We start from the raw sequence: 13,897 nt of genomic DNA on the forward strand, positions 1-13,897 counted from the left end.
TACGTGGAGAATATAAGAAGAAAACTAAAGACTACACTAATTGTAAAACGCCAATGAAAAGAGCTAGTAAATCAGCTTTTCCATTGGCGTTTTTCCTATTAATAATCTACGTGTAGAGATTGAAGAATACCTGTTTATATCAAACAACAATTATTGTATTTAAATAATTGGTTTTTGCCTACAATGGTGCACTGCTACTTATACCGTGATTTTTTATAGTTTTTAACGCACTCAATGATATACGGAATTAGTAACTATAAACCTTGATATGGAGTGTGGAATGCGTACTTCTTCCACACTCCACATCAAGGGCAGCAAGCCATAGCCCGGGAAGGCACGGTAAATAACCTGATTCAATCCTTAACGATCCAATTGACCTAAAAGGTGCTCAAATAGAGTAGCTCAAACTCTTATCTGTGACTACATGTATTGGCTGATAACAGGTACATTCTATCAATCATTTTTGTAGGTTTTTGATCTAATACTGTATATAAGTGTGCGTTAGTTCAACAAACATTTTAACCTAAATATACAATCTCACCATTTTCCTTTTTTGCTCGAATCGTGATTTTACCGACACATTGCTTTGGATTTTTATTACCCTTTTCAACTTCTTCAAATAGCGTAGATAATAGTACTTCTAATTCACCTAATGTTGTATTTTTAGATAGTTTATGTATACCCACTAGTTCCACACCTTTAAAGGCATCTTCTATACCTTGAACTTCAACTTCTCCAAATGCTTTAACTTCAATTTCAATTTTCATATTTTTCATCTCCACAAAACTATTACTAATACGAATTAACTTCCAAAATATTTCAACTAACAGATTTTTTATTTTTTGTTTTACTCAATGAATAGAAGGCTATCGCTGCTATAAATAAACCTGTATTTAACCATAAAGCTATTCCATTCCACTCCCCATTGAAAAGGGTAATATTAGTAAGTGTGATAAGATGCATTACAACAATTAGAATTAATAACCCAGTCGATGTCTTCAAATTTCCACTTCCTTATGTCAGTTTTAAAAGTCAGTCAATTTATACCTCAAAACAAATTCCTCACTTGGAAAACGCCAACGGCTTTTGACAGTCTTTATTTAATTGAATGGATGTACGAGTTAAGTTTTTTTTGTATCGAGATGTAGTTGGTTGTAAATAAAAGATATGTGTTTTCGTTTGTGATGATAACTACTCTATCTGTTGTACCATATGGCATTCCAATTCTTATTGCCTGTTTTTCTTTTCCGCCATAAGTGTCATCTGTGGTAACTGTTAAAATATCAGCTATTGGAATGGTTATCTTTGATAATAGCCATCTAATCACGATATCAGAATTAACTTTTTTTACAAATACTTCAAACAAAATATCCCTCCTTACTATTAATTAGCGTACTAAGAAAATCTGTACATAAACCCTCGATTCACTTATTCAACAGGTTTTTTAACTTAAGCACTCGCTATTTGACATAACTTATTTTTTTATACTGTCTAATAAGACATATCCAAAAACTATTCCTGCTATTGTAATCAGTGTAGTATTTCCAATTAGCAGCAACTCTTTTGCGAATAATAAGTCCATTCCAAAAGAAGTATATGACAAGATTGGTAATAATAATATATATAAGGTTGGCATACCTATTGCAATTACCTTAATCCAATTAAACGTCCATTCTTTTTTATCTTTAATTTCCATAATCAATTTAGGCAATCGTAAGATAAATCCAATAACAATAGGGAATATTGTTGCAAATATTAATACAGGTAGCATTTCATATGTTTGACTTGCTTCTTCTACTAACCGAATATTGTACTTCATCCCCAGGTAAATAAGAAACCCTATAACTACTGTACAAGTGAAATAGTATAAAAACTTTTTAATGTAAAACTCCCCCTTTACCTATTGCTTACTCGTATATACGAAAATTCTTTCAAAATGTTTCAATATTTGATAAATTATTCTTATATAGTTGAGTTTTTAAAGATTTTCTTATGAAGGTCTCCTTGTTCTGTATGATTTTCTGCATATTCATCCGCAAAACTATCCCAACTACTGAGACCATAATAAATAATAAAAAGGATGGATGTAATTATGGATTACAACTTTATTTCTCTAGTAGGTGTCTTTATTGTTATGCTTATCATAGGATCTATTTTAAATATACTCTTAAAGACAACTAGTAAAATTAATTGGATGATGACGTTAATTTTTAGCATGTTTCTTTCAATTGTATTTACAACGTTATTTAATTAACTTTATAAAGAATTTTCACTTTATAGGATAACGGACAGTTGAACCTCTGGATTAAATGTCTCTCCTATTGATCTTGGAAATTTCAAGGGTCATGACGCCCGTCATGACCCTTACTTAAACGCATCGATAGCTTCATTTTTCAGAAAAGTTTCATTTCCTCAAGTAGTACATTAGAGATAAAGCAAGATGCTTCGAACTGAATACATGAGTAGGAGAAGATTTATTTCAAGAACTTGTTTCCGATTAAATATCATAAAAATAGTATGAAATGTGGTCCCGTCTTCCCCCTCACTCTTTCAATTCATTTTCATTTGCCACTTTATTTATTCTTTCTAGCATTGTCGGATGTGAATATCGAAACCATTTTACGAGTAATGGAGGATTCACTTCACTTAATCCTGACTTCGTAAGTTCTTGAAAAGTTTTGACAGCTGCTTCCGGGTCGTTCATTAGGTCGATTGCATACTGATCAGCTCTTATTTCCTGATATCTAGAACTATAATTTGAAATTGGACTTGATACGAATAATAGAAAAGATGTAATCAGTAAAAATAATGGCAATGAATGAATAGCGTTTACTCGTTTAATTTTTAATACACGCCCAAAGCGGTGGATGACCCAAGGCATTATTTTAGCAGTTAACCAGAGCCCGACAAGCGTCGTTAGGATATAACCCGCGATTTTGAAGTATATATGTTTTTCCACATAATGCCCCATCTCATGAGCCATAATGAAGAGAATTTCATTTTCTGATAAGCGGTTTAAAGTCGTATCCCATAATACGATTCTTGAATTATTCCCAATCCCCGTAACATAGGCATTTAGAGCATTTGTCTTTTCCGCCATGTTAACTTCATACACATGTTCTGCTGGAATTTTTGCTTGCTCAGCCAACGCAAGAATTTTCGTCTCTAATTCTTTATTTGTTAGCGGATAAAAATCATTATATAATGGGTCAATTATTACTGGTTGAATAAACATGAGGAAAATGGAGAACGGAATCATTAGTAACCAAGCATTTAACCACCATCTCTTTGTGCTTTTATTTATAAGCCAATACAGAACCGTTACAATTACTAAAGTCGTCCCTAAGTTAACCCAAAAATCAATGACATTATCACTCATCCAAGAATTGAAATCCTGGGTGCTAATCCCATATTTTTTACTTAAGAAATATCTGTAATAATCGAAAGGAAATAAAAGAATAAACGTAAGAACGGACAGTAAAAATACATATACTCCATTTTGTAAAATTGCCCATTTATTCTGTAAAGGAATCCACCTTTCAAACGCTAGAGAAAGTCCAGTAATCAGGATAAATAAATAGACAAGCCATTCATATGGTATTGATACAAAAAAGAGAAAATTTTTTATTCTTGAATACTCCTCGCTAAGGTACAATTCTCGCTCTGACATAAAAACATTTGGATCTGCAACAGTTCCTTTCAAAGTTGCTGGTATACCCCCACCGCCATTATGGAAGATATAAACATACATCAGAAGAGCATATACCCCAAATAAGAAAATGGCTATAATTCCCCATTTTTTCGCCAAATCAACACCTCCACTCACGCTCTCTTACTTAATTTAGTGTACTCAAAAACAGAAAAGATAGTACTATATTCAAACAAATATGCTTTAATCCAACTATTCTATTAAGAAAAGCCCACTTCGGACGACTTTGAGATATCATCACGGAGTATTTAGGAAAATGACAATGTCCTAATGAATGGTTCCAACCAGTTACAGATGAAGTATATATAAGTTGAAATAATGATAATAATAAAAGTAGCCGATTTTCATAATTAGGAAGACCGACTTTTTAAAATTTCGTGAACATCTACTTAAACTCACCTGCCTCATAATGTCGTAACCTAATTCAAGATAGAAATTCACTTATGGATGGTATGGTGTATCACATTGGTTTGACATAACCCCCGGCCACAGAATTTTTCAATTGCTATTCCCCTGAATTCTGAAAATATCGAGGAATTTACAACCAGTTAACTTCATATGTTTATTTTACGTATGAAGGAGGCAGTAATTTGTTCATATTTAGGAATAAACAGTCTAAACGCATCAAACAATCCTCAGTCAAAAGGCATAAATCATCCACTAATCTAGAAATTAAAAACAACTTCGATAGTATTATGAGATTTTCTGAATCAGTTTTGGATCAGGCAAAGGATTTTAAGAATAGTAAAGATAGGTTAAAAGAAGAGAATGAACATCCCTTAATTGATGTTGTTAGATTGATTGGAAGACAACTTCAATCTCAATATTTAACTAATCTTTTATACCAAAGAGATGAAGCACTACTATCTATTTTGTCTCCCAAAGATGTACTTTTCGATCCATCAGCCTGGATTTCTAAGGATGGTACTATTTTCGAGGATGTAATGAGGAAGCTAAAAACGGATAAAGTAATTTCATTAAATCGCGACCTAGTGTTGCCTTGTTCATGGAAAAAATCAAGAATGGTTACTTGTATTGCTATGATTGGGGAAGGTAGACGAAGGGGGCAGTGGCGTCAAGATTACAATAATCACTACGTAAATTTATGGTTGCCCATGGGGATTGCATGGGTTGGTAGTGGAAATCATTCAATATCTACTGGAATAATTCAAGGTAAAGGTCATATTATTCCAAAAAATGTTTATGATATTAGTGATGTTTATGATTATGTGTATTGTGATGGTCTTAATTATTATCGGAAAGAAGATGGCAGTATAATCTCTCCAGTTATGAATGCTGAGTTTGCGGCAATTTTTGAAATAGGTCGTATGATGACTGAGAATTCGATAAGCTATTAGAAAATTGACTCTAAATATGAACTCTATAAGATAATAATTGATAGTTAGCTACATCTAGACTGCGGTCCCCTAAAATTATCCTTAGGCAAACTATTAAAACATGATATAATTTGGAAGTTCCAAGATGAAATTAATTTCAACTAATCCAGTTAGATAGAGGTGTTTTTATGTTTTTAACATTTTATAAAAACCATTACAAAAAGATCATTAACATATTATTAATGATCGCAACCTTTTATTTCATATTATTAGGTTCAGAGTTTTTACTCAAAATTGCAGCACCGATATTTATTGGTTTAATCATTTATTCAATCACTGAACCTCTCGCTTTATTCCTTAACAGAAAGGGCTTAAAGAAAGGAATTGCAACTACACTATCCTTCACTCTATTTGTAGTGGTCATACTTGGTATCTTTACAACCATTGGCGCTATTTTCTTTACACAAATGCAACAATTATCACAGTCCATTCCTCAATATGCTGCATCATTTGAGAATTTTATTGTCAACCAAACAGATTTTATTCAAGGGAATATTAATAATATCCCTCCAGAAGCTTTAGAAAAAACAAAAGAATACACAACCACTGCAATAGCAAAAATCTCGACACTACTTTCAGGATTCTTACTAGGTCTCTTAGCAACACTTTCTTCTAGTATTACAATCATAGCTAACTTAACCCTAGGGTTCTTTTTCGCTTTCTTTTTGAGTTTAGATATTAAAATTTGGAAGAAATTCTATAATACTTATGCTCCTCAAGGTGTAAAAACTTCTTTTTCATTTTTAAAAGAAAATGTGTTAAAAGGCATTTCAGGATACATGAAGGCTCAATTGAAACTAATCGGAGTTACCTTTATCGTTGTCTTAATCGTACTTCTCATTCTTCGTGTAGAGAATGCATTAACGATTGCCATATTAGCAGGTATTTTTGATGTTTTGCCACTATTGGGTGTCTCCACTTTATTCATCCCTTGGATTATTTATTTATTCATTACTGAAAATATCTTTCTAGCTGTATGGTTAATTGCATTACTCGTCGTTGTATTAGGAACTAGACAGGTGCTAGAGCCAAAAATAATAGGAGATTCTTTAGGTGTCTCAGCTTCTGTTATGCTAGCTGCACTCATCATAAGTATCAACATCTTAGGGTTTATAGGTCTATTGATATCCCCAATTATTATCATTTTGATTAAAGCTTTAGCGGAACAAGGTTATCTAAAAGTATGGCTGGACTTGAAGCCAGCTGTGAAAGATGTTCATAGTAAATATTAAAAAATTTAGTTAAACAGTCTATTAGTTGGGAATTAACATGTTCAAAAAACCAGTAGAAAAGCCATAAATCGCTTTTCTACTGGTTTTCATTTCTCTTTACATTTTTTCAATTATTATGCTCGTGATGTGGGTTTTCTTAAAATCAAAACGATTATTATGACTAATAAGCTACTACAATCGACTCATATGCATTCTCTCTAATACTAGATCCTACCATCATTAACTCAGGATTAAATAAAAGTAAAATGATACTTATGCCAATCGCTTTTGCAAATTTGTTATAAAAGTTTTCATAAGAGCTATTTCCTCCCTTCTTCTTTTCTCTTATATATAGCAACTCAAGAAATAACCCTATTACATATTTTGTTTTATATACTGTATCTACTATTTGTTAAGTTTAATGACAAATCTATTAATTAGTCTATTTATTCAATAATGAAGAAAATGGTTTTTTGAATATATTATTAGCAACTAATTTGACTTTTATACATTCTTTCAAAAATATTGGATGTTTCATGAGAAATCTAAGAAAGAGGCGGGTTTTATAAAATGAGCAAGGAATTATTTAAAAAACTGATATGTATTTTAGTAGGTAATATCACATTAATTCTATTGTATTTATTTTCAGTTTATATGACCTGGTATGACCCGACAAATTTTTTTGCTGGTGTTATGTTTATGGGATCTTTTATTGGCTTACCTGTCATCATTTTCATCTTTAATTTTGTCGTGACACTCATTATGTTTTCCCTCTTAAAAGTTGAGTTTGGGAAGAATCGTCTAGCTATTACAGGTGCCATTACGATAGGTGTGTTTGTACTATTCCATATTGGAATGAGTGTACACGCACATATAGGCAACGCCTACATCGAGAAGAACATCGAAAAGTACGCATTCGAGGGGAATGTTGAAAATTACTCAAAGGAGAAGTTGGCGGCATTGGGTGAAGAATTAGGGTACAAATTAGATTTCCGAAGTGGCATGTATGAAACGGATTTCTACAGTTACTTCTCCGGCTCTGGTGGCGGTAATTATGATGTTGAAGGAGACTTGGAGTTAATTATTAAATTTACCATCAATGAAGATTCGTGTGATAGAAACAATTGTGGAGAAAATTTAGAGTATAAAATTGTGTATCAATCTGACACATTTGAAATTCAAGATGTGGATATCCCTTTAAGGGACGAATACATGCTGCGGGGAATTGAAGGAGAATATCAAGAAGAGATTGGAAGCAATTATTATTACATGGTGCGTGTCACTAAAGAAGGTAAGAGGTATAAAATCGACCTTGGCGAACTGTCATCGAGTGGTTATTGGGAGAAAGAATCGACTAATTACGGAGTCATTTTGAAAGAACCACCAACCACAAAAAAACTACACGGTGTTGTCTACTCCCCCTATAGTGACCATATCAAACACTTCGAAGGCAAAAATGCCGTAGTGTACCTTACAGGAAATGAACTACGTGTAGAAATAGAAGGTGAGAAGGTATATAGATATTACAAAAAATAAGCTAAAAATTGACGATTCGGTCTAGTTGACCTGCAATTCCTCTTGACTACGTAGTTTGAAATGTAGTTACTTACTTAATCTTTCCGAGGGTTAGACTCATGTATCAACATCTCGGGGTTTGTAGGGTCTATTGATATCCCCAATTATTATCATTTTGATTAAAGATTTAGTGATACAGGGTTATCTAAAAGCCTGGTTGGACTTGAAGACAGCTGAGAAAGAAGAAGTTCATAGAACGAAATAGCCTCTTAATCTTAAGCTATCACATTTCTATACAAGAATACCCCTTCACATTTACCGTGAAGGGGTATTCAAAAATTTTTGTAATATTCTAAATTACAGACATACCTATCATTAAATCTCTACTTTATGTGGTAATTAACCTTAGACAAGAGGGCATTAACTTCATTCAAACGTTTTTTTGTACTTTCTAAATTTCTTATTGCTATTGCACTGATGAGATAGTCAGCAACAATCATCGCTACGAGAGGAGAATTATGAAAGGCCATACTACTTGAATCACATGGGAGAACAATATCTGAATGATTTACAATAGGAGAAGAGTAATTATCTGTAATACTTACAACACTTGCATTGTATTCCCTAGCTATTGAAACAAAGTCAATAATTCTTTTCGCATATCTCGGGAAACTAGTAGCAATGACTAAGTCCGAGGAATCGAAGCTTATTACATCATCAATCCATTCGCTGTTATCCGGTTCTATTAATTTACAATTACCCAGTGTACGATTTATTCCATGAGTTAGGTATTGACCTACTGGAAGTCCACTTCTAACACTGACACAAAAAATCCTTTTTGCGGACATAATTTTCTCTATTACAAGTTCTAGAAGTTCATCAGTAACTAAATCTGTTACTGACTGAATTTGATTAATATTATAATTGATACTACTTACCCATAAATTATCTTGGGAAACGTCTCTTACGTTTTTTTCTAAGCGGTTAAAAGGCGCAGTTTGATTACGTAAGAGTGTTTGGAGTCCTTTTTGAAATTCAGTATAACCAGAATACCCTAGATTAACAGATAATCTCATAATAGTTGTAGTACTAGTTCCTACCTGTCTTGATAGCTCATCTACTGTTAAAAAAGCAACTTCAGAAGGGTTTTTCAGGATATAGTTCCCAACCATTTTTTGAGAGTCTGTTAAATCAGAAATTTTATTTCTTAAAATTGTTATTGTATCACTCATTATCTTCACCCCATCTTTACCTATGCGACATATAATTTCACTTCTTTTTAACTCTTAAAGTCAACTTAGTAGCTGCTTTGAAATCAATGGATCCAAAGAAAATAATAAAGCCTGTAATGTAAAAGACTGAAAAAATCCCATATAGATTAGAAACTCCACCAAGAACAACTGGAGCTACGACCTGAGTAAGCTTATTAATTGAAAGCCTTAATCCAAGACCCTCTCCTATACGTGCAGCTGGTAGTGCACGTATAGTATTCGATATTGATAATGGTTGGCCAACTCCTAAGCAAAGACCAAGAATAAAAGAAACAAAAAGTAATATAAAAAAATTATCGGCAAGAGGATTTAGGATATATGAACAACCACCAATAACTAAAGCTGTCGTAATAATAATACTACTTTTGAATTGTTGAAGGAGAAGCGGTGTTACCATCCTAATGAATATTCCTGCTGCTGCATTTACTGATATGATTAAGCCTATCATCGCATTAGAAATGCCTTTACTTTGGGCAAGTAACGGAAAAAAGGAAATATATATGTCTTTACCTAATAACAATAAAGCACTTATTAATATAGCCTTTCTTAAAGCATGATTATTTAATAAATCAAAGGTGTCTTTTATTTTATTATCCTTAATTTCATCTTTTATTGTTCTACTATAACCTAGTAAATAATAGATAAAGGGGAAAGCAAAAATAACTGTCATCCCTAAGTAGAACATCACAGTCGCATAGTCAAGGCTTTGTGATAATAAACCACTGACCAAAGGACCAACAAAACTCCCGATAGCAACCCCGATACTAAAAATTGCTATGTAATATTCTTGTGTTTTTCTATCCTTCATACCTCCAGCATACGATTGGATAGAAATCACAAAAGTCATTTGCGCAACACCCGCTAGTATTTGTGAGATACATATTCCAATTATGTTTCCTAGTACAAAGGGAATAATTAAAGAAATACTACATAAACCTAGACATAGATATAAAGGGGTTTTAACATTCACTTTATCAATAGATCTTCCTAATGGTATCGCTAAAAACAAAGAAAGTAATGAAAATAATGAAGTAATTAATCCTACCTCTGCAATATTAGCCCCTAATTCAGTTGAATATAAAGAAATTAGGGGTCTACTTCCTGCAATAGCAAACATGAAAATGGATGTACTTATTAAAATCAGATACTTTTCTTTTATTCTCATGAATTTACCTTCATTATACATACGCTTCTTTCATAATGCTAATTGAACATCATTTTATTCTTAGAGAATTAATAAGGCTTCTTTTCTTTACTCCAATAAATCTTCGAAAATCTTTATTTGCGTAAGAGAAAAACACATAATTCATCGAAAATAACAGAAATAAATATATTCCTTTACTTTCAATCAAGTCTTCCTTTTTACTACTTTCAATATTTAATAGTAAACTTTCATAGATTTCAATTGCAGGCTTCCGCCACAAGGCATTGTCATCTACAACAATATTAAATTTTTCGATTTCTTCTTTAATAATTGATTCTTCATCACTGCTTAACTGATTTAATAGTTCTTTAAAAATTAATCCGTTTTCACCTTTTTTATTTTCTAATAAAAAATATTCTATAAACTCTCTATATTCATTTTCTTGAAGAAAATTTTTTAGCTCTTCTACATTTAGTTTTTGGATATTTGTATGTTTTAATTGAAAATTTGCCAAACCCAGTTTCCTCTCTTTAATCCTTTAGTCAGTCTGAATATTAAGCTTCATTGCCATCTCTTGAAGTTCTCCATAAGTTGTTTCGCTGACATTTACCATTTGCGAATTTTCTTTTTTCTTTCTATTTTCAAGTTCACCTGGTATTAGAATCTCTTCAAAACCCGGTCGTTCTTCTGAATTCTTAAGTAGTTGAAACCAACTCTCCATTCTATCCTTAAATGATTCAGAATCAACTACATCTTCTATTTTTATTAATAAGAAGAATTGACCAGTATTTGCAACATTACCAGATTTGAACATAGACTCGGTTTCACTACTTAAAGAGGCTCCACTTAAACCGGCACAAAGAACGTCAATAAACATAGATAAACCGTAACCTTTATGCTGGCCAATTGGAAGTAACGATCCATTTAAAGCGGTTTTTGGATCTTGCGTCTCATACCCATCTTTATCAATAGCTAGCCCAGGTGGCATATCGGTACCATTTCTTTCATAGGTACGAATTTTCCCTTTAGCTGTACCACTCGTTGCCATATCTAGAGTAAAATCTCCAAAGTTATTTGCTGGGAAAGACATTGCAATGGGGTTTGTACCTAGGAGAGGATTTACCCCTCCCCAAGGCGCCATTGTTGGACTAGCATTTGAAGCGACAATAGCTAAAAAGCCATTTTCAGCTGCTATTCTTGAAAAATAACCTGCAGTTCCAAAGTGATTACTGTTTCTAACAGTAGCCATTACAGTGCTATTCGTTTGTAACTTTTCAAAACAATATTCTAATGTTTGAATAGCAACTACTTGACCTAACCCATTATCTCCATCTATTACCATTATAGAACTATTGTCTTTCACAATTTTAATGTTTGGTTCAGCGTTAATTAAGTTCCCTTGAATTCTGTCAACATATGGTTTTAAACGAATTAACCCATGAGATTCAATTCCACGTTTTTCTGCGTCTACTATTGATTCAGTTACTTCACGGGCACTTTTTGGATTAACACCACTTGCTTCTAAAATTTTTTGAGTCAATTCGAATATCTCAGATATTTTTTTATTCACTCTGTTACACCTCTAATATAAGTTTTCAAATACTGAATTCCCATTTTAATAACTAACTAATAATTTTTTTCTTACTACTAAATATCCCTCGGAAAAAAGGAGTGAAAAACGATATTCCCGCTACTATTAAGAACACTGCACTTATTGGTCGTGTAAAGAAAATTGAAATATCGCCACCTGATTGCAGCATAGCTTGTCTAAATCCTTCTTCAGCTATAGGCCCCAGGATAATTGCAAGGACAATGGGAGTAGATGGTACATTGATAATACGGAAAATATAACCTATAATACCAAATGCGAGCATTACCCATATGTCGTGGTAATTATTTGAAATAGCAAAACTTCCTATAACACTTAGCAATAAAATCATTGGACCTAATAGTCTGCTTGGAATTTTTAGAACAGCAGTAAAGTATTTGACGCCGACTAATCCTAAAATCATAAATAATATATTAGTAACGATCAGACTTAAAAACAATGCATAAACTACGTCTCCATGATTTTGAAAAAGCATTGGCCCTGGTCGTAATCCATGTATAAGTAGACCACCTATAAGTATTGCTGTCACAGTATTCCCTGGAATCCCAAGAGTTAAAAGCGGTATCATAGCTCCACCCGTAACAGCATTATTAGCTGCTTCTGGGGCAGCAACTCCTGCTAACTCGCCTTTCCCGAAATTTTCTGGATGTTTTGACCATCGCATTGCTTCATTATAAGCAATAAATGCTGCAGGATCTCCCCCGATGCCAGGAATAATTCCTACAACTGTACCAATTAAAGAAGAACGAGTTATATTTGGAATTAATTTTGTAAACTCTTTAAAAGTTGGTAAAACTTTTCCTGATGCTACACTAATTTCACTGTTCTTTTCAGGTTTTCCTGCATTCTTTATTAAAACAAATGCTTGTGAACCTGAAAACAAACCGATTAAGACCGGTATCAAATCGAATCCTCCCGTTAAATCAGAGAAGCCTAGAGTGAATCTAGGAAAACCGTTAATAGGATCCATACCTACTGTAGCGATTAAAATTCCAAGTGTACCTGCAATTAATCCTTTAAAGGGGTTTTTCCCACCTAAACTAGAAACTATTGAAATTCCAAAAATAGCAACAGCAAAATATTCTGCCGACCCAAAACGCAATGCTTGTTGGGCTAGTGCTGGGGCGGCCGCCATTAGAATTAGAGCGCTAATAATTCCACCTATTCCGGATGCAATTGCTGATATTCCTAGCGCTTTACCACTTTTCCCTTGTTGTGATAAGGGATACCCGTCTAGCACTGTAGCTGCTCCAGCAGGAGTACCTGGAGTATTTAATAGTATGGCTGAAATAGAACCACCATAAACAGAAGCACAATATATAGCAGATAATAGAATTATCCCCCCTGCAGGATCCATGCTAAATGTGAATGGTAAAATAATTGCTACTGCCATAGAAGAACTCATCCCAGGTATTGCACCCATAACTAATCCAAATAATGTACCAAGTAATATTATTAATAATGTAATTGGGGAAAAAACGGTTACAACTGCTCCAAGCCATACATCCATAATTCTTTCTCTCCTTTAAAACAAATTATCAAGAATTCCTTGAGGAATAGGTACACCTAGAAGAAATTGGAATACAACGGTTAAAAATACAGTCGTGCCTATAGATAATAGTGCCAACTTAAAGATTGAACGATATTTTAGTAACCAAAATAATAATCCTATAAAAACTGGTGTCAATAATAAAAACCCTACATATTGCATAAATAAAATGTAAATTACCGACAAAACCATGCTATATATTAAGTTTCGATTTTGTTTTTTATCTTTTGGAATTTCATCTTCTTCGTTTCCTGCACTGTCTATTTCTCTATTTGGCTTGAATTTTGTGTCATAAACTAAACCTACCGATAGCAAGATTAATAAATATGTAAAAAATTTCGGCCAACTTGCTGCGTCTCCAGATAGGTCACTACTCAATAATAAAATCCATATACCTAATAAAATCATTAAACCAGATAAGATATAATTAACTTTTGCCACACGATAACCTCCTACTCTAGCTCTATACTTATAGATAGTCCCCTATAAAAG

Annotated in this window: 15 protein-coding genes; 4 read left to right on the forward strand and 11 right to left on the reverse strand. The window is 33.0% G+C overall.

All coding sequences use genetic code 11. The annotated features are described in order from the left end of the window. Positions 1-518 precede the first annotated feature (518 nt). The 4 genes from E2636_RS16815 to E2636_RS16830 all read right to left on the reverse strand — a co-directional run bounded on the left by E2636_RS16815 (position 519) and on the right by E2636_RS16830 (position 1,819). The gene (locus tag E2636_RS16815) at positions 519-767 is read right to left on the reverse strand and encodes a hypothetical protein (RefSeq protein ID WP_134211327.1); all 249 of its coding nucleotides are present in this window, start codon (positions 765-767) and stop codon (positions 519-521) included. Positions 768-819: 52 nt separating this feature from the next. Beyond that, positions 820-1,002, reverse strand: a complete 183-nt coding sequence (locus E2636_RS16820; RefSeq protein ID WP_134211329.1) for a hypothetical protein — start codon at positions 1,000-1,002, stop codon at positions 820-822. 94 nt (positions 1,003-1,096) lie between these two features. Then, positions 1,097-1,366, reverse strand: a complete 270-nt coding sequence (locus E2636_RS16825) for a SunI/YnzG family protein (protein ID WP_134211331.1) — start codon at positions 1,364-1,366, stop codon at positions 1,097-1,099. A gap of 108 nt (positions 1,367-1,474) precedes the next feature. Beyond that, entirely contained in the window at positions 1,475-1,819 is a 345-nt protein-coding gene (locus E2636_RS16830; RefSeq protein WP_243840690.1) for a hypothetical protein, read from the reverse strand. Between the two features lie 273 nt (positions 1,820-2,092). Between E2636_RS16830 and E2636_RS19145 the strand changes: the two genes are divergently transcribed. Beyond that, entirely contained in the window at positions 2,093-2,254 is a 162-nt protein-coding gene (locus tag E2636_RS19145) for a hypothetical protein (RefSeq protein WP_166669568.1), read from the forward strand. A gap of 288 nt (positions 2,255-2,542) precedes the next feature. Here E2636_RS19145 and E2636_RS16835 read toward each other — a convergent pair whose 3' ends face one another. Further along, positions 2,543-3,808 (reverse strand): M48 family metallopeptidase, encoded by a 1,266-nt coding sequence (locus E2636_RS16835; protein WP_134211335.1) that lies wholly within the window; start codon positions 3,806-3,808, stop codon positions 2,543-2,545. A 491-nt stretch (positions 3,809-4,299) separates the two neighbouring features. Between E2636_RS16835 and E2636_RS16840 the strand changes: the two genes are divergently transcribed. The 3 genes from E2636_RS16840 (at position 4,300) to E2636_RS16855 (ending at position 7,853) form a co-directional block, all read left to right on the forward strand. After that, positions 4,300-5,067: a DUF6710 family protein gene (locus tag E2636_RS16840; protein ID WP_134211337.1), complete on the forward strand. Its 768-nt coding sequence runs from the start codon at positions 4,300-4,302 to the stop codon at positions 5,065-5,067. 167 nt (positions 5,068-5,234) lie between these two features. Next, a complete protein-coding gene (ytvI, locus tag E2636_RS16845) occupies positions 5,235-6,338 on the forward strand; it encodes a sporulation integral membrane protein YtvI (RefSeq protein ID WP_134211339.1) in 1,104 nt (367 codons plus the stop codon). A 549-nt stretch (positions 6,339-6,887) separates the two neighbouring features. Beyond that, on the forward strand, positions 6,888-7,853 hold the full coding sequence (locus E2636_RS16855) for a hypothetical protein (RefSeq protein ID WP_134211341.1): 966 nt from the start codon (positions 6,888-6,890) through the stop codon (positions 7,851-7,853). Positions 7,854-8,215: 362 nt separating this feature from the next. Here E2636_RS16855 and E2636_RS16865 read toward each other — a convergent pair whose 3' ends face one another. Genes E2636_RS16865 through E2636_RS16890 form a run of 6 tightly spaced genes read right to left on the reverse strand, consistent with a single transcriptional unit; the run spans position 8,216 to position 13,846 of the window. Continuing rightward, positions 8,216-9,064, reverse strand: a complete 849-nt coding sequence (locus E2636_RS16865; protein ID WP_134211343.1) for a MurR/RpiR family transcriptional regulator — start codon at positions 9,062-9,064, stop codon at positions 8,216-8,218. 37 nt (positions 9,065-9,101) lie between these two features. Next, entirely contained in the window at positions 9,102-10,289 is a 1,188-nt protein-coding gene (locus tag E2636_RS16870) for an MFS transporter (RefSeq protein ID WP_134211345.1), read from the reverse strand. 28 nt (positions 10,290-10,317) lie between these two features. Continuing rightward, positions 10,318-10,761, reverse strand: a complete 444-nt coding sequence (locus E2636_RS16875; protein ID WP_134211347.1) for a hypothetical protein — start codon at positions 10,759-10,761, stop codon at positions 10,318-10,320. Positions 10,762-10,785: 24 nt separating this feature from the next. Next, positions 10,786-11,817, reverse strand: coding sequence for an Ldh family oxidoreductase (locus E2636_RS16880; RefSeq protein ID WP_134211349.1), 1,032 nt, complete (start codon positions 11,815-11,817; stop codon positions 10,786-10,788). A gap of 52 nt (positions 11,818-11,869) precedes the next feature. Beyond that, on the reverse strand, positions 11,870-13,366 hold the full coding sequence (locus E2636_RS16885) for a tripartite tricarboxylate transporter permease (RefSeq protein ID WP_134211350.1): 1,497 nt from the start codon (positions 13,364-13,366) through the stop codon (positions 11,870-11,872). Positions 13,367-13,381: 15 nt separating this feature from the next. After that, positions 13,382-13,846, reverse strand: a complete 465-nt coding sequence (locus E2636_RS16890) for a tripartite tricarboxylate transporter TctB family protein (protein WP_134211352.1) — start codon at positions 13,844-13,846, stop codon at positions 13,382-13,384. Between the last annotated feature and the right edge of the window lie 51 nt (positions 13,847-13,897).

It is taken from the genome of Paenisporosarcina antarctica, from assembly GCF_004367585.1.
Lineage (GTDB): Bacteria > Bacillota > Bacilli > Bacillales_A > Planococcaceae > Paenisporosarcina > Paenisporosarcina antarctica.